This is a genomic window from Streptomyces sp. NPDC038200 (assembly GCF_055600785.1).
In genome coordinates this window covers 850873-872816 of record NZ_JBVJYH010000001.1, presented here as the reverse complement: position 1 = coordinate 872816, position 21944 = coordinate 850873, and the positions used below count along the sequence as shown (strand labels likewise).

Below are 21944 nucleotides of genomic sequence, written 5' to 3'. Positions count from 1 at the left end.
GCCGGGGCCCGTTACGGCGTCAGGGTCCTGTTGAAGCCCTTGTCCAGATACGGGTACTGGTCCACGACGAAGCCGTCGTGGACCAGCCGGCCGATGCCGCCCTCGTCACGCCAGACCTGCTCGGAGGAACCGAAGGAGAATCCGCCGAACTGCTGGCGGACCTCGTCGGTGTAGACCCGGTAGCGCTGGCCGGGCTGGATGACGGTCCCCGAGGGGAAGGCGTAGCTCCGACCGGTGGGCTTGGCCTCCACGATCCAGCCGGTCAGGTCCTGGGGCGCGCCGCCCCTGTTGAAGATCTCGATGTACTCGTCGGGCTGGCCCGTGCCGTTGCCCAGGTAGCGCAGGTCGGAGATGATCACGTCCGGTTCGTCGAAGGTGAACATGCAGACGATCTCGGCGAAGTTGACTCCGCCTTCGGGGCTGCGGAACTGCCGGACGATCTGCCCGCCGCGTTTGAACCCGCTCAGGACGGCCTTGTACTGCTTGCCGTCGATCGTGACGGGCTGCGGGTGGATGAACTCCTGGAGGTCGACCAGATCGTCGTCCGCCGGACTGGTGCCGGTGCTGTTCGGTGTCTCGTTGTGGTGGAAGGCGAAGGTCAGGTCGGTGGTGCTGCCGTCCTCGAACATGACGTTGACGGTGAGCTGCACGTTGAACTGCGAGGGGCTGACGCTGGTCGGGAGGTTGCGGTGGACGAAGGTGCCGACGACGAACTCGGTGCCGTCGAGTTCGACGTCCGCGGCGGCACCGCGGAACTGGTAGCCGCTCTGGGAGCCGCTGCTGCCCCACCTGAGGTCCGCGGTGCCCAGCCCGTTGACCGGGGAGATGGCCGGGGTGGTGGTGGGGAAGACGCCGGAGGTGACGACTGTGGTCATGGTGTCTGACTCCTGTTCTCTCAGTCCTCGTCCTCGATGACCTCGGCCTTGAGCTTGGCCGGGGGCGCGGTGCCGATCTGGGCGACGCCGTCGGTGTAGCGCCCCACCTTGGCGCCGTCCACGGCTTCGAGACCGCAGGTGTAGACGATGCAGTCCTTGTCCTGGTCGGTCGTGTTCAGGTGCACGTGGAAAGTGAAGGTCAGCGTGCGGCCGTCCGCGCCGACCTTGGCCTGGACGGGCGGCAGGCCGCCGCCCGTGGTCTGGTCCATGCGCTTGTACTGGGCGCCCACCATGCCGTTCCAGCGGAATCCGGTCGGCGCGGTGAAGACGTGCTCGCGCTCACCGGCGTCCACGGTCTCGCTCCAGTTCGGCGTACGGACGCAGACGTTGATGATGGTGCCGAGGCCGCCGGGGGCGTCCTCCACGCCGCCTTCCTGCCAGACCACCAGGTCCAGCTTCTGCGCACGGCCCTGTTCGTAGCCCCAGTCGTAGCCGTTGGCGTAGTGGTCCTTCTCCCCGCGTGAACCGTCCCGCGGCGGGTCGGCGTACGGGCGTCCGGCGAGTGCGTCGGCGCGTCCCTGTTCCTCTCCCCGTCTGTAGGCTTCCTTCTTCCCGGACTGCACTTCAGTGGCCATCTCCGAGTCCTCCTGGGCTGTGATCGAGGCGTGCGGTGAAGCGGGGACGTCCCGGCATGGATCTCCCCGGCTCGCGAGCGGCGTGCGGGGTGCCGCATGCCGTGCGGTTCACGGCATACGGGACACCGGGGGAAACGGCGTCCGCACCGCGAACGCGGAGTCCCGCCGACGGCTTCGACCGGGGCGTCGCGCAGGCGAACGGAAGGCGCCGGGCCGTCATCCGATTCGATCGTTAGCCCGCGTTAGCCCGCGATAAGCCGCCATTCCCCCATCTGGAATGCAGGATCGATCCTGCATCACTTGTTCGAGTGGAGCTGAGGCGCGCGGGGGCGCAAGGACGAGCAGCACACCGGCCCCACGCCCACCGCGGCCCTCCCCTACAGCGGTGCGCCTCCGGTCGGACCCACCGTGGTGCGCCGCCGGTCGGACCCACCATGGTGCGCCTCCGGTTGGCCCCCCCCCGCGGTCCGCCTCCCGCCGGACCCCCGCGGTGCGCCTCCGGCCGGACCCGCGACGTCGGCCCTGGCCGCTCCCTGTGCGTCCGCCCCGCCCCGGCCCGGTCCCGGCCGTCAGTCCCGGCGGCGCCTCCCTCGTGCGGGTGGCGCGCTCGGTGCGCTGCCCCTGCGGGTGCCGGCCCGGCCGGTATGCAGGGGATGCCAGCGACAGCTCGGAAGGGAGACGGACATGCGGGTGACGAGGCCGTGCGGGGTGGCAGGTGCCGTCCGGGCGCCCCAGCGGCGCTGCCGGGCGGTGACGGCGTGACGGCGAAGGCCGCGGACCGGCTGCGCACACCGGTCTCCCCGGACCGCGACGCGCCACTGGTCACCGTGGCGGGCAACGGCACCGCCGGGTTCTCCGGGGACGGCCGGCCGGCGGCGGAGGCACAGCTGGCCTTTCCCTCGGACGTGGCCGTGGGACCAGGGGCCGTCTTCATCGCCGACCACGCCAACCACCGGGTCCGCCGGATCGACGCCTCCGGTGTGCTGACGACGGTCGCCGGGGACGGACTGCGGGGCTTCGCCGGGGACGGCGCTGACGCCGTGCGCGCCCGCCTGGGTTTCCCGGCCGCCCTCGCGGTCGACGCGGACGGGGGTGTGTTCGTCGCCGACGAGATGAACCACCGGGTCCGCCGGATCGACCCTTCGGGCGTCATCGACACCGTGGTGGGGGACGGCTCGCGCGGCGGTGACGGCGACGGCGACGGCGACGGGGGACCGGGCGGCCGGGCCCGGCTGGACGCCCCCTGCGCCCTGGCCGTGGACGGCGCCGGATGCCTCTACGTCGGCGAAGCGGGCACTCCCCGGGTGCGCAGGGTCGGCCGTGACGGAGTCGTCAGCACGGTCGTGGCGGCGACCGGAAGGGCCCCGGGTTCCGGTGCGGCCGACGCCGGCGAGGCGTTCCTGCCCGCGGGGCTGGCGGCCGACGGGGCGGGGCGGCTGTTCATCGCCGACCCGGTGGGCCGCCGGGTGCTGCTGCTGGGCACGGACGGGACGCTCCGGGTGCTGGCGGGCCCGCCGGACGGGAGCGCCGACGGCACGGCGGTCGACTGGAGCGCCCCGTGCGCCGTGGCGGTCGACGCGCTGGGGGCCGTCTATGTGGCCGACCTGAACGGACACCGCGTATGGCGGCTGGCCGATGGAGCGGCCCACGTCGTCGCGGGACCGGAACCGGGACCGAGCGCCGGTGCGGCCGCCGGGGCGACGGGGGTGACGGAGGTGGTGACGGCGGAGGCGGAGGGGACGACTGAAGCGCAGGAGACGGCACACGCGCGGGAGACGGCACACGCGCGGGAGACGGCACACGCGCGGGAGACGGCGCAAGCGCGGGAGACGGCTGAGGCGGAGGCGGTTGCGGCCGTGCCGGTCGACACCGTCGTCGGCGTTCCGCCGGTCTATCCGTGCGGTCTGGCCGTGGACCCGGCCGGACGGCTGCTCGTGGCGGACAACTTCCACCACCGGATCGCGGCCCTGTCCCTCGCCACCGCCGCCTCCGAGTCCACCGCCGCCTCCGAGTCCACCGAGCCGGAGCCGGACGGGAAGCCGGAGCCGGACGGGAGGCCGGAGCCCGACGGCGAGGCCGGGAGCGCCCAGGTCGCGGACCGGGATCCGGACCAGGACGTGAACCGGGACGTCGACCACGCCACGGACCACGCCACGGACCAAGCCACGGACCAAGCCACGGACCGGGACACGAACCGGAACACGGACCGGAACACGGACCAAGCCACGGACCAGGACGCCGGTACGGTGACGGCCGCGCGGCTGCTGGTGCGTCAGGAAGTCGGACTGGAGATCCCGCGCGGCGGCAGCGAGCTGATCCACGTACGGGTCTCGTCCATGGACGCCTGGGCCCCCGGCCGCGTGGAGCACCGCTTCACCCCTCCGACGGGACTCTTCTTCGACGGCCGCGTGACCTGCGCGTACTACCGCGTCGACGGCTCCGTCGTCGCCGCTCCGGAACCGACGGCAGCGGTGCGGGAGGGCGGCAGGTCGCTGGCCGTGACGGACGTACCCCGTCTGAACACTCCCGGCAATCCGGCGGCGGCCCTGGTGTACACCCTCGGTGTCCGGGCCGGAGCGGATGCCGAGCCGGGCCGGTACACGGACGGGCGTGCGGTGATCGCGGGACAGCCGGAAGTACGCCTGAAAGCGAACGTCCTCGGGGACGACGAGGACTAGAGAACCGAAGGGCCGGAGGGCCGGAGGAGCGGAGGACCGGAGGTCCAGCGGAAGGCGGACGCGCGGCCTCGAGCCGCCGGTGACGGAGTGCTCGGCACAGGCGGCTCCCTGCGGTTTCAAACCTCACCTACGGAGGTGAACGTTTCTGCGAACCACGATCACTCGTCTGAATGTCACTGCATGTGACAGATCGATAACAGTGCGTTAGCTTCAAGGTGTGTCCACGCCGACCCTTCCTGGGCTCGGGCCCCCGGGCCCCTTCCCGCGCGCCCCGCTGACTCATCCGCTCGACCGCAAATGGCTGCACTACGCGTTCCTGTCCCGGTCCGGCAGGCAAGCCCTGATCGCCAACCTGTCCGTCCTGGGCTCCTCCGGCGGCACGGTCTTCGCGGATCCGGGCGCCCCGGCCACCGGGCGACGCAGCGGCACCGGCACGGCGGCCGAGGGACAGCACATGGCGATCCTCCTGGTCCACGAGGAGGGACACGGCTGGAGCGCCACGCAGTTCAACGCCGACCAGCCCGAACTCCCCTGGTCCGCTTTCCGGTTACCGCATCCGCACGGAGCGCCCGGTGCGTTCCGGATGGCGGCGCGGTCGGCGGCACCGGCGGTCGACGTACGGCTGTCCCGGACCAGCAGACCGTGCACCTCGCAGTGCGCACCCTTCGGCGAGGACGAGCACCTGCGGTGGCAGTCGGAGCCCGGCGTCCTGGGCGAGGGCACCCTGCGGCACGCCGACGGAACGGTCACGCGGACGGATCTGCTCGGCTATCACGAACGGGTACGCGGCCGCTGGTCCTGGACCACGCTGGGCGGCTGGGTGTTCGGGTTCGTCAACGACCCCTCCGGCCCCGCGGGCGCCGCTCCGCCCTTCGCGGTGGTCTTCACCCTGATCCAGCCCGTGAGTCCGGCGGACGCGGCCAACGGGTCGGTGATGCTGTGGCGCGACGGACGCATGATCCGCCACTTCCCGCGCCGCAATCTGCGGGTCGCGGTCAGCGGCAGCCTGGACCGCGACCGGGTGGTCATGGTGCCGCCGCTGGCGGACGTGCTCGGCACACCGCCGATGGCCGAGGTACCCGGCCGGCTGCTGATCACCGCCCGGCTCGGCGACGACCGTCTCGTCCTCGACTTCCGCTCGCACACGGCGGGCCGGATCGCCAACCCGTCGGAGACGAGCCTGCGCCCGTTCAGCGTGCACGAGACGCTCGGCCCGTGCACCGTCGAGGGCCGGGTCGGCGGACGCACGGTCGGCTTCAGCACCGAGGGCATCGTGGAGTTCGCCGGCGGTGCCCATGACTGAGACCATGCCCGCGTTCACGGGAGCCCGGCTGCTGGACGAGACCGTCACCGCCCTGTCCGACCGGGCACCGGCCATCCTCGCCGCCGCCGCCGACCAACTGCGCGGCATCCGGCTCGGCCTGCACTTCAACGACGACAGCCACGCCACGCTCACCGCGCGGCACAGCCGTATCGTCGTGAACCGGGACCGCTGCCCCGACCCGGACGTCGAGGTCGTCTTCGACGACCGGGCCATGAATCTGCTGTTCGACCTCCAACGCCCGCCCGTCGACCAGGTCCTGCCCGACAGCCTCGACGTCCGCGGCTCCCGGGAGGACGCCCTCGCCGTCTGGCGCGCCTTCACCCTGCTGTCGCAGCGCGCGGCGGGCCTGCGCAGCATGCAGGAACTCTGGGGCGCCTATCGCGAACAGGCCCCCCGGCTGTGGGGCAGCGCGGCGCCCGGCGGCCGGCCGCCGGCCGCCGAGCCGGTCGACTGGACGGCGCTGGACTTCCTCGCCCGGCGCTCGCCCGAGGACGCGCCCGCACCGCCCGCGCTGATCGGCGACACCACCGTCAGGCCCCCACGCCTGCTGTGGGACGGCCGTACCAGCACCAGCTGGTCGCTGGAGGACACCGTCCGCGACGCGGACCTGATGGAGACCATGCGCCGGTGCCGGGCCCGCACCGGCGAGGAGATCGAACGGCTCCTGCCGGACCGCGAACCCCGCGCCGAGTTGTACGACCTCATGCGCTCCTACCCCGCCCGGCAGGGCAAGGGCCTGCGCCCCACCCTGACCATCGCGGCCTGTGCCGCCTTCGGCGGGCGCCCCGACGACGCCGTACGCGCCGCCGCCGCACTGGAGCTGTTCCACAACGGCTTCCTCGTCCACGACGACATCGCCGACGAGTCCACCCACCGGCGCGGCCTGCCCACCATGCACGAGGAACACGGACTGGGCCTGGCCGTCAACGTGGGCGACGGACTGAACCTCCTCGCCGTCGACGCCGTCCTGTCCAACCTCGAGACGCTCGGCCTGGTGCGCACCCTCGGCCTCATCCACGAGGCGGTGCACATGTGCCGGGAGTCCATCGAGGGCCAGGCGATGGAGCTGGGCTGGATCCGCCACGACGTGGTCCCCGAGGCCGACGACGCCTACTTCACGATGAGCACCAAGAAGACCGGCTGGTACACCTGCATGAGTCCCTGCCGCATCGGCGCCGTCTGCGCCGGCGTCACCGACCCGGCCGTACTGGGCCGGTTCGACGAGGCGTTCCGTCTGATCGGCATCGCCTTCCAGATCCAGGACGACATCCTGAACCTGGTCGGCGAGGAGGCCCTCTACGGCAAGGAGCCTCTCGGGGACCTCCTCGAAGGCAAGCGCACCGTGATGCTGATCCACCTCTTCCGTACCGCCCGCGCCTACGAGCGGCCCCGCCTCTTCGACGTCCTGCGGCAACGCCGTACCGACAAGACCCAGCAGCACGCCGAGGAACTCCTCGCCGCCATGCGGCGGCACGGCTCCATCGAATACGCCACCGATCTCGCCGACCGGCTCGCCGCCGAGGGCATCGCCCGCTTCGAGGAAGACCTGCGGATCATCCCCGAGAACGAAGGCAAGGCCGTCCTGCGGCAGATCGCCCACTACGTCACCTCAAGGCCACTGTGACCACCACGACCCCACCCCCGCCGGGCGATGCCACCGCCACCGGCCCCCTGACCCCCACCGACGACGGGGCGTTCGCCCTCCTCGGCCAGGTCAACAGCTGTCTGCGCCAGTGCCTGTGCACCCTGGCCCGGCACGGTGTGGCCCTGCGCCGCGACGCGCCCGAACGCGCCCGCCTCCTCCTCGACACGGTCCGGCCCTGGCCCTTCTACAAAGGCGGCCAGTTCCTCTTCGACCTCATGGAGTGGGAGGACCTCATGGTCGACGGCGACCCCCCGCCCCCGATGTCCGCCGAACGGATCGTCTCCGCCTGCACGCTGCCCGTCCAGTGGCTCACCGCCGCCACGACGGACCCGTCCACGGCGGCCAAGCGGATTCCCGGCCAGCGCAGCGCCGCCGCCCTGGACCTCCCCCTACGCCTGCTGGCCGGCACCGCCCGCGCCGTCCTCCAAGGCGCCGCGCTGGACCTGTCGGACCTGCTCGGCACGCCCGCTCCCCGGAACGGACGCGACGACCCCACCGCACACACGACCACCCCGGACCCCGACCCGAACCCGGACACGAACACCGACCCGGATATGGAGACGGACCCGGACACGGACATGGGCACCGACCCGGATATGTATACGGACCCGGACCCGGACACCGACCCGGATATGGATACCGGCACTGGCACTGGCACCGGCACCGGTGACGACACCGGCAGCGCTGACGACGCACTGCCGCCTCTCGAAGCCGGCTTCTACCTCTACGAGGACATCGTCCTCGGCCTCCTCGCCGTCCTCGGCCCGCTCCTCGCCGATCAGGCGCCCGCCGCCACCCCGCCCGCGCCCGGCACCGGCTGAACACCGGCCTGCCCTCCGTCACCCGCCCCCGCCACCCCCCACCGGAGCTCAAGGCGCCCGACGTCGACCCCGACGGGGCCGCCGAGCCCGCCCCCCAGCCCGCCACCGGCGGATCCGCGCACGCGGACACCATTCAGCAACAGAAGGGACACCATGGCCACGCAGACGCAGACCCCCGTCCAGGAGGGGTCCGAGAAGAAGCTCTGGATCACCCAGCAGGGAATCGTCGAGGACGCGCCGGGAGGCGTACCGGCCCACCTCAGCTTCGGCATTCTCAACACGGTTCCCGACCCGGTGAACCCCGGCGACGTCACCTTCGCCCTCAAGGCGCCCACCGGGTTCGCCTTCACCGGCTGGCTCTCCTGGGCCTACCACGACGTCAACACCCTCCAGGCCAAGGGCAACCTCAAGACCACCCAGGGCACCCTGGGTGACGGAGGCCGCACCCTGACCTTCACCCACAACCCGTCCCTGTCCGGCAACCAGGAATGCCTCGGCTACGCGGCCCAGGTCACCGCCATCGACGGCGCGAACCCCGGCCGCTACACCGACGGAGAGCTGCGCGTGGGCACCGCCGCCCCGGTCAAGCTCAAGGGCCGCGTCCTCGACCCCGACGAGGACTGACCCTCACCCCGCGATCCGGTTCCAACGGTGGCTCCGGAGCTGAACCCGGAGCCACCTCCCCGGCCGCGCCGGGCACGCCGTCCCGGCGCCCCGTCCGTCTCGGGGAAACCACTGGTGGTGATGGCCTGTCCCTGTTATTCGCACTCCGACACGATTTCAGAAGCTCTGCAGGTGTCGGTCCCGGCCCCGCCGCGCGCGGAGTCGAATCCGATACCGCCATTGAGGCTGTCATCGCCGTAATCGCCGTGGAGCCTGTCGTTACCGGAACCGCCGATGAGCTCGTCACTTCCACTGCCGCCATTGAGGGCGTCGTTACCGGCCCCGCCATTGAGATAGTCGTGGCTGCCGGAGCCGTTCAGAATGTCCCTTCCCGCTCCGCCGTGAAGAGTGGAGGGGAGGTAAGTGAGGTTGGAGACCTTGTCGTTGCCGTCTCCGGCGTACACTGAAATCCGCTTCACGCCGTTTGCGCCTACGGTGGAGAAGGTGTCGGGCTCCGAGACGCTGTCCGCAAAGTCGAACACCTTGACCACTCCGTACGGCTCGCCTCCGTGCAGCACAATTTCATTGTTCACGCCCGGCGCCGCGCGGATGACGAGATAGTTCCCGAAGAGCTCGTACCGCGCGCTTGTTTCACGTGGCAGACCCGTGACTTCCTGGGCTTGCGCAGCCACGCTCGGCATGATTGCTGTCACTGCGGCGATCGCACATACTTGCGCGCACGAGAAGAACCTGTGCATGAGACCCACCACTGGAAAGGCTGGTGATCAATGCGTATGCAGGCAGACCGGTCGATCGGGTCTGCAAGGTAGTGGCAAAGACATGCCGATATGCCAACTTCCGCTGGTGGTAGAAGTATCCCACTGCCGCGACCGCGTTGCATCCGGAGGATCGTCGCGATAATGACGACCGGCCCGCAGAAATTGTTTCCGCAACCAGTGACGCCCTGGGCGACTGTGGACGACGGCGCTCTCCTGTGTCCGTCTCCGTTTCCACCTCATGCAGCCTCGTGCACACACAGGCCGACGCATTGCCTGGGGCCCCGGTGGCGTCGGCGGGATCGGGAGGCGGACCTCCCACCGGAGTGCAGCCGGCTCGTCACCCAGCAGGCCCCGGATCCCGTACGCGCCGAAAGGCCTGACGGCCGCGAACTCACCTGTGCGTGAATGCGGTTGCTGCCGCGTGACCCTCTACGCATCCTGCTGGGATGCGCTTCTCCGTCAACATCCCGAACTTCGGTGACTTCGCCGACCCACGCAACGTCGCGACCGTTGCGGCTGCCGCCGAGCAGGCCGGCTGGGACGGACTCTTCGTCTGGGACCACATACTGCACCGACAGCATCAGGGACGTCCCTTCGGAGACCCCTGGATGCTGCTGACCGCGGCCGCGCTGGCCACTTCACGGATCCGACTGGGCACACTGCTGACGCCGGTCCCCCGATACCGTCCGCAGCAACTGGCCCGTCAGGTGGCCACCCTGGACCGGCTCAGCGGGGGCCGGGTGGTCTTCGCCGCCGGTCTGGGCGGCCCGGTCGAGGACGAATACCGCAGCTTCGGGGACGCCGCCGAGCCGCGACTCCTCGCCGAGCGGCTGGACGAGGGGCTGGAGCTGCTGGGCCGCTTCTGGTCCGGCGAGCCGGTGAACCACCGCGGTCGGCACTACGAGGTCCGTGATGTGACGCTGCTGCCCACCACCGTGCAACGGCCCGGTCCACCGGTGTGGATCGGCGGGTTCTGGCCGCGTCGTGCACCCATGCGGCGGGCAGCGCGGTGGGACGGCGCGGTGCCGCTCTTCGAGACGGCCCGGCACGGTCACGTGCCGGACGTGGCGGAGGTACGCGAGCTGGTCGGCTATGTGCGCGAACACCGCACGGCCGGGGCCGAGCGCCCCTTCGAGTTGGTGCTCGGCGGTGCCACGCCCCCGGACGCGGCGAAGGCCAGGGACGTCATCGGTCCCCTGCACGACGCCGGCGCCACCTGGTGGGACGAGCGACAGCTCCAGAGCGGCCCCGACCTGGACCGCCTCCCTCCGGTGCTGCGCCGTGTCGAAGCGGGCCCGCCGGTGATCTGACCAGCCCCCCGGGAGGCCCCGGATCCCCTCGGGGCCTCCCGGGGCGGGCGGAACGTCCGGCGGCATCGCGTGTCGATGCGGCGGAGCCGCGGCCCTAGACGGCGGGCTCGTACGTCACGGTCGTACCGGGACACGCCTCCGCGAGCTGGTCCAGTGCATCGAGTTCCACGGCGTCCGCGGTGAGTCCCCAGCGGAGTTTGGTGCCGACCCAGTCCGAGATGTACCGGCACGTGACTTCGGCTGTCGGCGGCAGCCACTGGGCCGGGTCCTGGTCGGCCTTGCTGCGGTTCGAGGCTGCCGACACGGCGACGAGCGAGGTCGGGACGCCCTGGTCGTTCGCATAGGCTTCCCGCCGCTCCGCCGTCCACTGCGATGCCCCGGAGTCCCAGGCCTCGGCCAGCGGCACCATGTGGTCGATGTCCAGGGCGGCTGCCGTGGTGATCCACTTGGAGTCGTAGTACGACCACCAGCGCCCTCCGGACAGCTTGCAGCCCGGCAGCACTTCCGGAGGCTCGACCGCCTCCGAGAGCAGCACCTCGGCTCGGGTGTTGCAGCCGTCGGTCGGGTCCTGGCCCGCGTTCCAGTGCTTGAAGCTCGTGCGCTGGTACCCGTCCCGTACCTCCGCCGCAATGGGCAGGGCTTGTACCGCTGCCACGACAGGAAGGGTGTACGCCGGGGCGGAACGGTTTTGCGCCTGGGCCGGAGTGGGTGCCATGAAGGGCACGGCGAGGAGTGCGGCCGCGAGGGCGGCCCGCCTGAGGTTCCTGATCACGTCAAGCAGAGTTGACGCTGGATACCTCGTTCGAGGGGCTCGACTCGAATGAATGAGCCATATGGCTGCGTGAGTTCACCGTACGGGTGTGCCGGCCCTGGAGGACCACTCAACTCCGAAGGCATATCCAACGCACCCTCAGTCAGGTGTACGTACAGGACGGCCGGGACCGGGCGTGCGGCCGAGGCGCGACGCGTCGGCGCCGGCTGCGTACTCATGGCCGTACCGCGTGGACAGGTGCACGCCGATCACCTGTGCCCGTGGGATGTCGGGCCGCGTGCCGGGGCGTTCACCTGCCTTCATGCACGGCTTGTCAGGGGAGCGGCTGCCCGCCCTGCTCTCGGCTGAACGGCCAGCCGCACCCGGGCAACTGGCTCGGAGGCGCGGCCAAGCCCGTACTGCCCTCCCACGTTGCCCGGACCATCCGGCTCGCTCTTCGTGAGGGCTGGCTCCCGACGGCTCCCGGCTCCCCGTTCCACCTGGATCTTTCCGCCGGCTTCACACCGCCGTCGCCCTGAGCGGGCCGACAAGACCTGAGCCTGGGAATCACCGGAGGCTCACCCGGCGTACCGACGGCTCTCGCCGAGGCCCCCATCGAGATCGGCTCCCATGGAGATCGGCTGTGCGCCAACCCGACGGACGCCGTCGTGTCGTCGCGCAGAACAGCAGGCCGGCGGAAATCTCCCTGCGTTACCCTCCAGTTGCGGCATATGGGTGATCGGAGTTGACTGGAATCACCTTGATGACCAGCGAGAGTCGGATGTGATTATCGCCGCCCGCTCTTCGGCGCGTCGTCATCAACTCTCCCGCCGCTGCGCCGGTCGTGCCTGCCGCCAAGCGGCAAGATCAGCTGGACGAGTCGTATGACCACGGGACGCTCATGCTGGCAACCGCCATCGGAGGTTCGCAATGACACACGTCGCTTCGGCCCGCATCCCACTACCCCGGATCGTGGTCCTGCTCCTCACGGCGGCCTTGACGCTTTCCCTCTCGGTCACGTTCATGCTCGCCTCGGCGAAACAGGCAGCCGCCTGCCTGAGCGCAAGCAAACTTCCGGGTACGTGGCATTCAAGCAATGACAGGCTGAGCCGCGTCGACGTCTATGTCTCGGAAAGCTGCGGCCTTTATGTCAGGGCCTATTCCACGTGCGACTACAATGCGAAGAAGGACTGTCCCTGGGACAAGGGCCGGGCGAAGAAGCTGTATCCCAGCAAGTACGTAGCGGGCGCTCAGTACGCCCAGTACGCATGGAACAACGCGAACGAGCAGCTGCTCCTGACCCGAGAATCGAACTACTTGTCGGTTCAGGACTACATCAAGTGGAACTCCGGCAAGAAAGAGAACTTCACGGTACGCATGTCCAAGTGATCGATGAAAGCAAGTCCGGGGCCATTTGCCTGGCGCCCCGGCAAGTTCGTCGCCCCGGCTGCCGGCACTCACTCCTTGCTGCTCGGCACGAGGGGACGGAATGCGGCGAGGGCAGCTTCCCAGTCTGATGCGACCTGGTCTCCCGGAGGGAGGGCGGGACCCAGGTCTTCCGCCGCGCGCAGGACGGCGGAGGCGAGCTCCGGCACTGTCGTCCGAGCGATGACGCCGTCCTTGCATGCGACCGACAGGCCGTCTTTCGTCCGTCGCACGACAAGACTGAAGGAGGTGTCGGCGCCGGTGAAGCCGAGCACGCGGGAGTTGCCCCGGAGGAAGTCACCCAGACCGTCCAGCAATTGGACGACCGAGAGATGGATCATCATGCCCTGATCGGGGACGTGGTCGGCCGAGTCGGCTGTGCCAAGGTCCCCGCTGACGGCCATGTCGCCCAGATCGAGCCCGCTGACGTCACCCTGGCCGGGCCGTACGGTGAACTGCACAGTGATCACGGTGTGTAGCTCTTTCCTGCCGGGAAGAAGGCGATGACGCGGATTCCGTCCTCGGAGTCGCCGATGAGCCGATACCGGGCCGACATGCCGTTCACGGTCCTCCTCTTTTCGCAGGGCCTGGTTCCGGCGCGCGGGATCCGATACCCGCTGGCCTCGTTTGATCAACTGAGCTGCGTCACAGAGATCCCCGGTCATGGTCTCCCCTGAGGGCCCCAGAAGCCGTCGACGTTTCACAGCACACTCCTATGTCTCTCCTGTGAGGGGGCACGGTGCCCCGGCAGGCAGTGTGAGGACATGATCCACACAAGCTGGTCCATCTGGGGGGGGGGCCTCCGTCGCCGGTGATCGCCCGCGACCGCCCGCGTTGATGTCAGAAGTAGATGGAAAAGGCCCCGGACCAATATCGGTCCGGGGCCTTTTCCCTTGTGCCCCCGGCAGGATTCGAACCTGCGACACCCGCTTTAGGAGTTTTTGCTGGGCGGGACCGTGACCTGCGGAAACGTCGACTACGTGGCGTCTGACCTGGGAAAACACCCCTCCGTAGTTCTCGCATGTTCACGGGGTTTCCCGGCCTCATGTGTGCTGAATCCGTTCCGGAGACGACCGTACGGCGCGCGGGGCAGCGGCCGACGAGGTCGATGGGGCCTTGGTCGCGCGGCCGGCCGTTTCCATCGGCGGCTCGCCGCCGGGCGGTTCACCCCTGGCGCGGCGCCCCAGGGGAGGACCAGGACCGCACTCCACGCCTGCACCGTGCCGCAAGCCCGGCTTGCCGTGGCTGGACGGCGACAGCACCACTGACGACGAGTCTGTCTTCGCGCCGCTCAGAGTCCTTCAGTACGCCTCCGGAGCGGGCTGCTTGCCATGCGCGCGGAAGGAGACGACCTTGTCCGAGCAAGAGCAGGCCGAGCGGAGCGTCGGGGAGTTCACACTCGCCACCCCCCCGTGAGCGCCGAGCTCGTCCGGCCGGTGATCATGTGCGACGGACAACGCCGAAGCGGCGATGGCCGCCATCCTGTGGACATCCGCCGAGCAACTGGGCGACGCACCGCTGACCTGGGCGGTCTCAGCATGGGCGGCCTGGTCACCCGCTATGCCCTGGCCAGGATGGAGATGCGACGGATGGATTGCCCAACCCGCCTGTACCTCTCCTACGACAGCCCGCACCGCGGCGCTGTCGTGCCCGTCGACCTCCAGGCGCTCGCGCACTTCATACGCAGCGCACGGGTCGGGCTGCCCGGCAAGCGGACAGCCCGACCCGTGCGCCCACGCCTCTGCCCGTCGTCTCGGATCCGGCGAACGGCTCTGATGCGGGCCGAGCCGCGGCCGGGACCGCGGGGCTGCAGCCGGGATCAGGTCAGGCGGTGGCCACCGCGCACTGGCCTCGGTCGGCCTTCGTCGGCCCGGCGGCGCTGGGACGGACCTCGAAGTCGAACATGGCGGTAGGCACGTACAGCGAGCAGCAGGCGTTGGGGATGTCGACGATGCCGCTGATACGTCCCTCTATGGGAGAGGAGCCGAGCAGCAGGTAGGCCTGCTCTCCGCTGTAGCCGAACTTCTTGAAGTACTCGACGGCGTTGAGGCAGGCCCGGCGGTAGGCCAGCGTCGCGTCCAGGTAGTAGTTCGTGTCCGTGTCGTGGTCGACGGAGATTCCGATGAAGGTGAGGAACTCCGTGTACCTCGGCTCGACGTTGCCCGGAATGAACACGGGGTTGGTGGAAATGCCATAGGTCTCCATGCCGCCCTTGATCAAGTCGACGTGGAAGTCGATGAATCCGCCCATCTCGATGGCGCCGCAGAAGGTGATCTCTCCGTCGCCCTGACTGAAGTGCAGGTCGCCTCCGGAGAGTTTGGCGTCCTTGACGTGCACGGGGTAGAAGACCCGCGAACCGCGCGTGAAGTTCTTGATGTCGTGGTTGCCTCCGTTCTCGCGGGCCGGCACCGTGCGGGCGCCTTCCGCGGCGATGCGCTTGGCGAGGTCACCGGTGGCCGTACCGGCGAGCGCGTTGGTGGCGTCGGGAGGTACGGCCAGGGGCGGTACCCGGTTGGGGTCGGTGTCGATCAGCGCCTGCTCGCGAGCGTTCCAGCGGGCGAGCATCTCGGTGGACGGGGCGGTTCCGAACAGCCCGGGATGGGTGATTCCGGTGAAGCGGATCCCGGGAAGGTGGCGGGAGACGGCCTGCTGTCCGTGGAAGTCCCATATCGCTTTGTAGGCGTCCGGGAAGTAGTCGGTCAGGAAGCCTCCGCCGTTGGCCTTGGCGAAGATGCCGGTGTAGCCCCAGCCCTGTCCCGCCGCGTCCCCGGTCTGCTGTGGCACGGGGCCGAGGTCGAGGATGTCGACGACGAGCAGGTCGCCGGGTTCGGCGCCCTCCACGCCTATCGGGCCGCTGAGCATGTGGGGGATGGTCAGGTCGATGTCGCGTACGTCGTTGGCGGTGTCGTTGTTGCCGACCTGGCAGTCGGTCCAGTCGCGGCACTCCATGCGGAACTCCGCTCCCGGCTTCACCATGGCGACGGTGGGGATGTCCGGGTGCCACCTGTTGTGGCCGGGCACGGCCTGGTCACGCATCGACTTGCTGTGGTCCACGCTGAAGATGATTTCAGGCATGAGAACTCCTAGATTCTGATCCGGTCACGTTGGTGCGCCCGCACCTCCGACCCGCGGAGCCGATGAGGTCGGCCGGGGCGTTCTGTGGGTGCGCGGCCACAGCCCCGCGAACACCACGACGCCGAAGGCCGCCAGTGCGATGGCGATCTCGGTGGGGTGCTTCCAGTAGCCGGAAAGCAGCAGCCCGGCGGGAATCGCACCGGTGACCCAGCCTTCGATCGCCGTGACCCAGCCGGTATAGACCTTGAGGCCGTCCTTCTTGAGACCGAGCAGCAGGAAGAACAGGAACCACAGGTAGGCCCAGTAGAGCCAGATGACCCCGAAGGGGTAATCCTTCAGGAGTCGGAAATTGACGAACGAATACCCCAGGGCGGCAATTGCCACAAACAGCGAGTAGTAGCCGACTCCGGTGCTGTCGAGATCGGCGAGCAGGCTGACACCTACATAGAGGTAGGTGAACCCGAAGAGGTAGATGCCGGATGCCGCCAGGATCTTCAAGGGGTCGTTGTTGGCGGTGAAGATAAGGTAAGTCGGCGTCAGTACCTGCAGCGCGCCTATGAAAAGGTTGAACACCGCACCGGCTCGGGTATCGACCTTCCCGAGCAGTAGCAGTCCGTTCATGAAGAGCACCGCACCGACAAAGAGCAGTCCCACGTTTCCCACGGGGACACACCTCCTCAGTCCACGTGGGGAGTGGAATCGCGCGGCGCCGGAGCCGCTGTTGAGCCGCCGAGGACACGGACCCTCTCGGCTCGCGCCGCGTGATTCCGCAATCCGCACACCGCTACGGGAACGACGTCGTGTGCCGGTGCCGAACCCGCATGAGACGTTCTGCCTCGCCGACCACCGCCTTCAGGGACGCGGCAGCCGCGAGAGGGCGGGGTGCGGTTGCACCTTTCTGCCTGGCGGCAGTTGGGAGACCACTGCCGGGGCCTCACGCGCCTGCTCCTCCCGGACATGGAGGGCGGCGACCGCTTTCGAGGTCTGTGTGATGCCGGGCGAGGAGTACACACGTCTCGCGGCGCCCGCACAGTCAGGACAACCGTATGTCCTGGGTGCCGTCCCGATCGCCAACCTCACGTCGAAAGGCCCACACCGGCTGCACAGATATTCGTAGGTTGCCATTAGCAGCCCCCGGATTCCGGTGGACGCCGGGAAACCCGAGTGCCCGTTCGGCACACCCGACCGGCGAACACCACAGCACATTTCCTACCTTCAAGGAGACGTCTCGCAAATCCCGGTGTCAAGTACCGGACGACCCGGCGTGGACCTTCTCGTGGCGACCTCACAGCGACCCGATGGCGAACGCCGACGCTGCCGCCGCAAGTCCCACCGCAATACTCGAAACGGCGTACAGCAGGGATTTGCCGACCAGCCCTTTGTCGCACAGGTGGACCAGCTCGTAACTGAACGTGGAGAACGTGGTGTAGCCGCCGCAGAAACCGATGCCGCCGATGGCCACGATCTGTTCCGGCAGTGCGTGCTGTGCTCCGAGGCCCACCAGCAGCCCCAGCACGAACGAGCCGGTCACGTTGATCAGCCAGGTGCCGCGCGGGAACGCGCCCGGGTTCCGGTACTGCACGTACTGGTCGAGTACGTAACGCGCCACCGCCCCGACGGCGGCCGCCGCCCCGACGGCCGGCAGGATGATCACCGTACCCACCGCCCGTACCGGCGGGCACGCCCTCGCCGCGCGTCGAGCCGGCTGCGCCGGGCCGCTGTCAGCCTGCCGACGGCCAGGCCCAGAACGCTGGCGGCCAGGCCGGCGAAGAGGCTCCCGAAGATGTTCAGCGCCGCGGTCGTGTAGTGGTCGTGGCCCAACAGCCGATCGGTGTCGACCATCCAGGTCGAGAAGGTGGTGAAGGCGCCGAGGAAGCCGACGGCGGCGAACGGCCGCACGTACCGGCTCGGCGGCCAGATCTCGGACACGTACACGAGCAGCAGTGCCAGCAGGAACGACCCGGACACATTGACGGCGAACGTCGTCCACGGGAACGCCGCCCTGGGGGCGGGGAAGGCCAGCACCAGTGCGTAACGGGCCGTCCCGCCCAGCAGGCCGCCCAGTGCGACCGCCGCCAGGACACCCCTGCGCAGACGTGCGCGGAACGGCTCCCGAACTTCCGTCACAGACCTCATCGAAATAGCCGCATCCCTGTCCGCCGGAACACCTCCCCATTATCCCAGGGCATTGCAGTGTCGACGCACACTCGACTAAAATTCAAGATCATCGGTGTTCCACCGATGGAGGACGTCATGGCAAAAATTCTTGCGGTGCTCTATCCGGACCCCGTGGGCGGTTATCCCCCCGACTACGCCCGCGACGAGATTCCCACCATCAGCGGCTATCCGGGCGGTCAGACCGCGCCGACCCCGCAGGCCGTCGATTTCACCCCGGGGCACCTCCTCGGCTGCGTCTCAGGAGAACTGGGGCTGCGCCGGTTCCTGGAGGACCGGGGTCACACCCTTGTCGTCACGAGCGACAAGGAAGGGGCGGACTCCACCCTGGACCGCGAGCTTCCCGACACCGACGTGGTCGTCTCGCAGCCGTTCTGGCCCGCCTATCTGACCGCCGAACGCATCGCCGCGTCCCCCCGGCTCAGACTCGCGATCACCGCGGGGATCGGGTCGGACCACGTCGACCTGCCGAGCGCCATCGCCCACGGCATGACGGTGGCCGAGGTGACGTTCAGCAACAGCATCAGCGTGTCGGAGCACGCCGTGATGCAGATTCTCACCCTGGTGCACAACTACATGCCGGCCCACGAGTGGGTGACCGCCAAGAAGGGCTGGAACATCGCCGACAGCGTCTCGCGCGCCTATGACCTCGAAGGCATGGACGTCGGCGTCCTCGGCTCCGGCCGCATCGGCCAGGCGGTGCTGCGCCGCCTCAAGCCGTTCGACGTCAGACTGCACTACCACGACGTGCGCCGGCTGGCCAGGGAGGTCGAGGAGGAGCTGGAGCTGACCTGGCATCCCGACGCCCGTTCGCTGGCCTCCTCGGTCGACGTGCTCTCGATCCACACTCCGCTGCATCCGCTGACGCAGAACCTCTTCGACGACGACCTGATCGAGGCCATGAGGCGCGGCTCGTACATCGTCAACACCGCACGGGCACTCATCGTCGACCGGGACGCCGTGGTGCGGGCTCTCGACAGCGGCCAACTGGCCGGTTACGCCGGTGACGTCTGGTACCCGCAGCCGCCACCGCCCGACCATCCCTGGCGCACCATGCCCCACGAGGCGATGACGCCGCACGTGTCCGGGTCGACCCTCTCGGCGCAGGCGCGCTACGCGGCCGGTACGCGGGAGATCCTGGAGTGCTGGCTCGACGGTCGCCCCATCCGCCCGGAGTACTTGATCGTCGAAGGGGGTGCGCTCGCCGGGACGGGAGCGAGTTCCTACACGGTCGCCGGATGACCGACACGGGAGGGGTGACGTCCGGCGGGCAAGAAATCAGCAGCAGATTGAATAGAAGATCCACCACCCGGCTGTGAGCCGATTCACCCACAATTTACTGGACGAGCCCGGGTGAAACCCTTAGCGTCCATAAATATATTGTTTTTCGTTGTGTAGAGATTCCGGCGCCGCGCCTAATCTCTCCTAAGAAAACCAGGTGAACGCCGGGAAGGTGGATCAGTGAGCATGGACGCAGTGTGGGTCCGGGGCGTGACCGGCATTCAGATGCACCACGTTACCGACCTTCAGGACGCCGGCAGGTTTCTGGGCAACGCAGTGATGGCACTGCGGGCCGCGCACGTGAGGACCGGCGCCGACCGGTACTCGGGGATCGCCGCTGAGCTCAAGGCTCTGGTGGAGCGAGTGCGTGAGCTGGAGGACGAGGCCCGGTCGAGCATGCACGAGCTGCACTCCGCCGACCCCGAACGCTTCGCCCGCTGCCGGGACGGCCACGAGCCGTGGCCCGGCGAGATCCCGGCAGGATTCATCCCGCGCCACACCTGCAAGGACGAGTGCCTTTACCACGACCGCCAGGTCCTCGACGCCATCATGCAGTGCACCTGCGGGCGACCGCCGTGCCGGGCCTGCGAGATCGGCGGGAAGCTCTGACGAGCCCCGGCGCTCCCATGGCCGAGCCGGATCGAGACACCGTCTGATCACGTACGTTCATGGCACCCCACTCGCGGTGATCCGGACTGACCGCAACCACAACGCCGTCATCCGGCGCCATCCGCCGGTCGATGCCGTCACCGCCGCAGACGACGGTCGGCAGGGGCGGCCACGCCGCAGGCCCCGCTCGCACGTCGCTGAGCGCGATTTCAAGCGGTACCGAGCAGTGCGGCCGACACGGCGGTGACAACGAGCCCGACTCGGCTCACCTGGACCCCACCGCTGGGCACGTCGCGGCGCGATCCAGCGGGTGCCGCGCCGTGGCTGCGGGGCGGGTTGCGGCTCGGGTGGCGGACATCCTTCCCACCCGCCCCACAGGGCAAGCCGGCTCAGATGACGCCCGGTCGTGCACCAGACCCAAGCGCCCCGGTCGAGGCTGACCGCCTGCGTTGATGAAGCTCCCATAGACCGTCAAGCGCTCTGTGTGAGCGGTTTCGGTATGGGGTGGGGATGGGGGAGGTGCTTGTAGACCTCGCGGGCGATGAACCGTTTGAGGCAACGGAGGATGTCCTTCTTGGACATGCCTTCGGCGGTGCGGCGGGCGACGTAGTTCTGGCTCCGCTGGTCGTAGCGCATGCGGACCAGCGCGATCATGTGGAGTGCGTGGTTGGCCCGGCGGTCGCCGCCGCGGTTGAGGCGGTGCCGGTTGGTGCGGCCCGAGCTGGCCTGGATGGGGGCTGCCGCGCACAGGTGCGTGAACGATGCTTCCGGGGCGAGCCGCTCGGGGTTGTCTCCGGCAGTGATCAGCAGCTGAGCGGCGGTCTCGACGCCTGCTCCGGGCAGTGCGACCAGCGAGGGTGCTGCTTCGTCCACCAGCGACTTCAGCTCAGCATCAGCGTCGGTGATCTCCGCGGTGAGGTATTGGTGGCGGCGGGCCAGACGCCGCAAGGCGATCCTGACCGCGCAGGCCGGGTTGCGGGTGTCCGTACCGGGCCGGGACCGTGACAGCTGCTTGATCAGCTCGGCGGGGGCCAGGGTGCGCAGCCGCTCACGGACCTCGCCCGGTGCGGTGATGATGAGGGTGCGGATCTGGTTGATGATCTGCGTGCGGGCCTTGACGGCCGAGCGGCGGACCACTCGCAGGGCGCGGATGGCTTCCACGATGCCGTCGTGGGTCTTGGGGGTCCCGCTGGCCCGGCCGGAGAGTACGGCTGTCGCGGCGGCGAAGGCGTCTACGGGGTCGGACTTGCCGTTGGTCCTGCGGGCTCGTCGGTCAGGGCGGTCCACCTCGATCACGGTGACCTGGTTCGCCCGCAGTAACCGGGCGAGTTCAGAGCCGTAGGCTCCGGTGCCCTCGACGCCGACGCCGACGCCGACGCCGACGCCGACGCCGACGCCGACGCCGACGCCGATGACCTCGCCGTGCGAGCGAAGCCACTCCAGTAGCCGACGGTAGCCGTCGGGGGTGGTGGGAAATGCCTCGGTGGCCAGGTGCCGGCCGATGGAGTCGATCACTGCGGCCTGGTGGAAGTCGGTGTGGGTGTCGACGCCGCCGATCACCGCTGTCTCGTCTGCCATGCTGATGAGTGCTGTCCTTCCGTGCGCGCATGAGGGATGGCACGCGCCGGTCGGGCGGGAGGACAAGATTGTGATGGGACCTTTGGCCGGGCTCCTATGAGGTCACAAACGCCCGACCGGCCGCGCGCAGGGCGGCACCACCCGAGTCGGCCGACATTTCATCAACAAGACCTCCTGCGCGTCGGTCAGTTGGCGGGTCAGACCGCCTCGGGCGGCACCACCGACATCCTCACAGTCAGAAGTAGATGTCAAAGGCCCCAGACCATGACCGGTCCGGGGCCTTTTCCCTTGTGCCCCCGGCAGGATTCGAACCTGCGACACCCGCTTTAGGAGAGCGGTGCTCTATCCCCTGAGCTACGAAGGCGTGGGCGCTCGGTCCA

20 protein-coding genes, 1 tRNA gene and 1 pseudogene are annotated in these 21944 nt (G+C 69.2%); 10 read left to right on the top strand and 12 right to left on the bottom strand.

Annotated features, from left to right (window positions below; all coding sequences use genetic code 11):
• Positions 1–11 precede the first annotated feature (11 nt).
• Both ACZ7KF_RS03655 and ACZ7KF_RS03650 read right to left on the bottom strand, forming a co-directional pair.
• Positions 12–875 (bottom strand): choice-of-anchor K domain-containing protein, encoded by an 864-nt coding sequence (locus ACZ7KF_RS03655; protein WP_471069069.1) that lies wholly within the window; start codon positions 873–875, stop codon positions 12–14.
• A 20-nt stretch (positions 876–895) separates the two neighbouring features.
• A complete protein-coding gene (locus tag ACZ7KF_RS03650) occupies positions 896–1510 on the bottom strand; it encodes a hypothetical protein (RefSeq protein WP_471069067.1) in 615 nt (204 codons plus the stop codon).
• Between the two features lie 758 nt (positions 1511–2268).
• On the opposite strand from ACZ7KF_RS03650, the gene ACZ7KF_RS03645 reads away from it, so the two are divergent.
• The 5 genes from ACZ7KF_RS03645 to ACZ7KF_RS03625 all read left to right on the top strand — a co-directional run bounded on the left by ACZ7KF_RS03645 (position 2269) and on the right by ACZ7KF_RS03625 (position 8602).
• Complete coding sequence (locus ACZ7KF_RS03645) at positions 2269–4188, top strand: NHL domain-containing protein (RefSeq protein ID WP_471069065.1); 1920 nt, start codon at positions 2269–2271, stop codon at positions 4186–4188.
• A gap of 217 nt (positions 4189–4405) precedes the next feature.
• Positions 4406–5491 carry a hypothetical protein gene (locus ACZ7KF_RS03640; protein ID WP_471069063.1) on the top strand — a complete coding sequence of 362 codons (1086 nt, stop codon included), beginning with the start codon at positions 4406–4408 and terminating at the stop codon, positions 5489–5491.
• On the top strand, positions 5484–7136 hold the full coding sequence (locus ACZ7KF_RS03635) for a polyprenyl synthetase family protein (protein WP_471069061.1): 1653 nt from the start codon (positions 5484–5486) through the stop codon (positions 7134–7136). The genes ACZ7KF_RS03640 and ACZ7KF_RS03635 overlap by 8 nt, the downstream gene beginning before the upstream one ends.
• Positions 7133–7978 (top strand): hypothetical protein, encoded by an 846-nt coding sequence (locus ACZ7KF_RS03630; protein WP_471069059.1) that lies wholly within the window; start codon positions 7133–7135, stop codon positions 7976–7978. The genes ACZ7KF_RS03635 and ACZ7KF_RS03630 overlap by 4 nt, the downstream gene beginning before the upstream one ends.
• 153 nt (positions 7979–8131) lie before the next feature.
• Positions 8132–8602, top strand: coding sequence for a hypothetical protein (locus tag ACZ7KF_RS03625; RefSeq protein WP_471069058.1), 471 nt, complete (start codon positions 8132–8134; stop codon positions 8600–8602).
• A 134-nt stretch (positions 8603–8736) separates the two neighbouring features.
• Here the strand turns inward: ACZ7KF_RS03625 and ACZ7KF_RS03620 are convergent, their stop codons facing one another.
• A complete protein-coding gene (locus tag ACZ7KF_RS03620; protein ID WP_471069056.1) occupies positions 8737–9273 on the bottom strand; it encodes a calcium-binding protein in 537 nt (178 codons plus the stop codon).
• 533 nt (positions 9274–9806) lie between these two features.
• Here ACZ7KF_RS03620 and ACZ7KF_RS03615 point away from each other — a divergent pair.
• Positions 9807–10670, top strand: a complete 864-nt coding sequence (locus ACZ7KF_RS03615; RefSeq protein ID WP_471069054.1) for an LLM class flavin-dependent oxidoreductase — start codon at positions 9807–9809, stop codon at positions 10668–10670.
• Positions 10671–10764: 94 nt separating this feature from the next.
• Here ACZ7KF_RS03615 and ACZ7KF_RS03610 read toward each other — a convergent pair whose 3' ends face one another.
• Positions 10765–11442 carry an HNH endonuclease family protein gene (locus ACZ7KF_RS03610; protein ID WP_471069052.1) on the bottom strand — a complete coding sequence of 226 codons (678 nt, stop codon included), beginning with the start codon at positions 11440–11442 and terminating at the stop codon, positions 10765–10767.
• Positions 11443–12351: 909 nt separating this feature from the next.
• Here ACZ7KF_RS03610 and ACZ7KF_RS03605 point away from each other — a divergent pair.
• Complete coding sequence (locus ACZ7KF_RS03605) at positions 12352–12810, top strand: hypothetical protein (protein WP_471069050.1); 459 nt, start codon at positions 12352–12354, stop codon at positions 12808–12810.
• Between the two features lie 68 nt (positions 12811–12878).
• On the opposite strand, the gene ACZ7KF_RS03600 is transcribed toward ACZ7KF_RS03605, so the two are convergent.
• Positions 12879–13307: a hypothetical protein gene (locus ACZ7KF_RS03600; protein WP_471069048.1), complete on the bottom strand. Its 429-nt coding sequence runs from the start codon at positions 13305–13307 to the stop codon at positions 12879–12881.
• Positions 13308–14298: 991 nt separating this feature from the next.
• On the opposite strand from ACZ7KF_RS03600, the pseudogene ACZ7KF_RS03595 reads away from it, so the two are divergent.
• Positions 14299–14528: pseudogene (locus tag ACZ7KF_RS03595) on the top strand (hypothetical protein); the annotation flags it as partial.
• Positions 14529–14670: 142 nt separating this feature from the next.
• On the opposite strand, the gene fmdA reads toward ACZ7KF_RS03595, so the two are convergent.
• The 5 genes from fmdA to ACZ7KF_RS03570 all read right to left on the bottom strand — a co-directional run bounded on the left by fmdA (position 14671) and on the right by ACZ7KF_RS03570 (position 18048).
• Positions 14671–15921 carry a formamidase gene (fmdA, locus tag ACZ7KF_RS03590; RefSeq protein WP_471069046.1) on the bottom strand — a complete coding sequence of 417 codons (1251 nt, stop codon included), beginning with the start codon at positions 15919–15921 and terminating at the stop codon, positions 14671–14673.
• A 24-nt stretch (positions 15922–15945) separates the two neighbouring features.
• A complete protein-coding gene (locus tag ACZ7KF_RS03585; RefSeq protein WP_471069044.1) occupies positions 15946–16584 on the bottom strand; it encodes an AmiS/UreI family transporter in 639 nt (212 codons plus the stop codon).
• 189 nt (positions 16585–16773) lie between these two features.
• A complete protein-coding gene (locus ACZ7KF_RS03580; RefSeq protein ID WP_471069042.1) occupies positions 16774–17046 on the bottom strand; it encodes an FmdB family zinc ribbon protein in 273 nt (90 codons plus the stop codon).
• Between the two features lie 160 nt (positions 17047–17206).
• Complete coding sequence (gene crcB / locus ACZ7KF_RS03575; RefSeq protein ID WP_471069040.1) at positions 17207–17575, bottom strand: fluoride efflux transporter CrcB; 369 nt, start codon at positions 17573–17575, stop codon at positions 17207–17209.
• Complete coding sequence (locus ACZ7KF_RS03570; RefSeq protein WP_471069038.1) at positions 17572–18048, bottom strand: fluoride efflux transporter FluC; 477 nt, start codon at positions 18046–18048, stop codon at positions 17572–17574. The genes crcB and ACZ7KF_RS03570 overlap by 4 nt, the downstream gene beginning before the upstream one ends.
• A 126-nt stretch (positions 18049–18174) precedes the next feature.
• On the opposite strand from ACZ7KF_RS03570, the gene ACZ7KF_RS03565 reads away from it, so the two are divergent.
• Positions 18175–19338, top strand: coding sequence for an NAD-dependent formate dehydrogenase (locus ACZ7KF_RS03565; RefSeq protein WP_471069036.1), 1164 nt, complete (start codon positions 18175–18177; stop codon positions 19336–19338).
• Positions 19339–19563: 225 nt separating this feature from the next.
• A complete protein-coding gene (locus tag ACZ7KF_RS03560) occupies positions 19564–19986 on the top strand; it encodes a hypothetical protein (RefSeq protein WP_471069034.1) in 423 nt (140 codons plus the stop codon).
• A gap of 471 nt (positions 19987–20457) precedes the next feature.
• Here ACZ7KF_RS03560 and ACZ7KF_RS03555 read toward each other — a convergent pair whose 3' ends face one another.
• Positions 20458–21564: an IS110 family RNA-guided transposase gene (locus ACZ7KF_RS03555; protein ID WP_471069032.1), complete on the bottom strand. Its 1107-nt coding sequence runs from the start codon at positions 21562–21564 to the stop codon at positions 20458–20460.
• A gap of 291 nt (positions 21565–21855) precedes the next feature.
• A tRNA-Arg gene (locus tag ACZ7KF_RS03550) sits at positions 21856–21928 on the bottom strand.
• Between the last annotated feature and the right edge of the window lie 16 nt (positions 21929–21944).